1 protein-coding gene is annotated in these 2080 nt (G+C 59.7%); it reads left to right on the top strand.

The window, feature by feature from the left end; translation table 11 throughout:
• Positions 1-2034, top strand: a 2034-nt coding sequence (locus ACOI1H_RS25160; protein WP_422441012.1) for a Tn3 family transposase, incomplete at its 5' end; no start/stop codon positions are given.
• Between the last annotated feature and the right edge of the window lie 46 nt (positions 2035-2080).

Here is a 2080-nt window from a genome sequence, read left to right as displayed (position 1 = left end):
CAAGCTGCGATAGCTGACGCGGTGGTTGAGACGCATGATAGGATCGTGGGTAAAACTTGGCGCGATGCCAAGACGTTATGCGATGTGCAAATTACCGACGCCAAAGCAGCACTGCAGGACACACTTCGTTCTTTCTCAGGCTTGGGGGCCGCCCTCTTGGAAGCGCATGGCGATGGCGCACCCCTTGAGAACGCGGTTACGACCGCCTGCGGTTGGCGTGATCTCGAAGGACTTGTCGCCACGGCGATGCAGTTAACCAGTACAATGGCTGCCAACCCCTTGGCCCATGTCGGACAAGGCTATCATCGGTTCCGGCGCTACGCGCCGCGCATGTTGAGGGGGCTCGATATTCAGGCGGCACCGGTCGCCGAACCCTTGGTTGAGGCTGCCCGGCTTGTCGCAGAGGGTGGACAAGCGGCCGTTCGGCCGACAACCTTTCTGCGCCGCAGTTCCAAATGGCACCAGCACCTCCAGGCGCAGGCCCTTGATGATCATCGCCTTTGGGAAGTTGCCGTGTTGTTTCACCTGCGCGATGCTTTCCGGTCTGGTGACGTTTGGCTGGCGCATTCGCGGCGCTATGCCGACCTGAAGCAGGCTTTGGTGCCAATAGCAGAGGCGCGGGCCACGCCCAGATTGACCGTGCCCTTCGATCCGGAAGATTGGCTGGCAGATCGCAAAGCCCGGATGGGGGAGGGGCTGAATCGCTTGGCACGCGCTGCCCGTGCGGGGGCTATTCCGGGTGGCTCTATCGAGGACGGTATGCTGAAGATCGACAAGCTCACCGCCGCAGTGCCCGCCGAAGCCCATGAACTTGTTCTAGATTTATACAAAAGGCTGCCCGATGTGCGGATCACCGATCTGCTTCTGGAGGTGGACAATGCCACAGGCTTTACAGAAGCCTTCACCCATATCCGCACCGGTGCTCCATGCACTGACAGGATAGGCCTGCTGACCGTGCTGCTTGCGGAAGGCCTGAACCTCGGCCTCAGCAAGATGGCCGAGGCCACCAGCACCCATGATTATTTCCAGCTCTCGCGTATCTCACGCTGGCATGTTGAAGGCGACGCGCTCAACCGTGCCTTGGCCACGGTGATCAAGGCGCAGTCCGCTCTGCCCATGGCCCGCTTCTGGGGTGGCGGCACCACCGCCTCCAGCGACGGGCAGTTCTTTCCAACCACACGTCAGGGCGAGGCGATGAACCTGATCAACGCCAAGTACGGCAATGAACCGGGACTGAAGGCCTATTCCCACGTTTCCGATCAGTTTGGCCCCTTTGCCACCCAAACCATCCCGGCGACCGTGAGCGAGGCCCCTTACATCCTTGACGGCCTGCTGATGAATGAGACCGGCAGAAATATCCGTGAGCAATACACCGATACCGGCGGCTTCACTGATCATGTCTTTGCCGTCACGGCGCTTCTGGGCTTCCAGTTCATACCGCGCATCCGCGATTTGCCCTCCAAGCGGCTCTATGTCTTTGATCCAGGCGCTGTCCCAAAAGAACTCAAGAGCCTGATTGGTGGCAAGGTCCGGCCAAACATCATTACCACCAACTGGCCCGACATCTTGCGCAGTGCCGCCACCATGGTGGCAGGTGTCATGCCACCCAGCCAGCTTCTACGCAAATTTGCAGCCTATCCCCGCCAGCATGAACTGGCCGAAGCCCTCAAAGAAATCGGACGGGTTGAACGGACGATGTTCATCATCAACTGGCTGCTCGACGCCGACATGCAGCGCCGCGCCCAGATCGGTCTGAACAAAGGCGAGGCCCACCATGCGCTGAAAAACGCCCTGCGTATCGGTCGCCAAGGTGAAATCCGCGACCGCACCGCCGAAGGGCAGCATTTCCGCATGGCAGGCCTCAACCTGCTCGCCGCCATCGTCATCTACTGGAATACAAAGCACCTTGGGCAGGCTGTAACCACTCGAAAACGCGACAGGTTGGACTGCTCACCAGATCTACTGGCGCACACCTCACCCCTCGGATGGGCACATATCCTTCTCACGGGTGAATACAGGTGGCCAAAACAGTGAGCTAGGGCGCTTAACGTACGATCCTGCACTCTCCGGTATCAGACCC

It is taken from the genome of Loktanella sp. DJP18 (assembly GCF_049310965.1).
GTDB lineage: Bacteria > Pseudomonadota > Alphaproteobacteria > Rhodobacterales > Rhodobacteraceae > Loktanella.
This window is presented reverse-complemented; position numbering and strand designations above follow the sequence as displayed.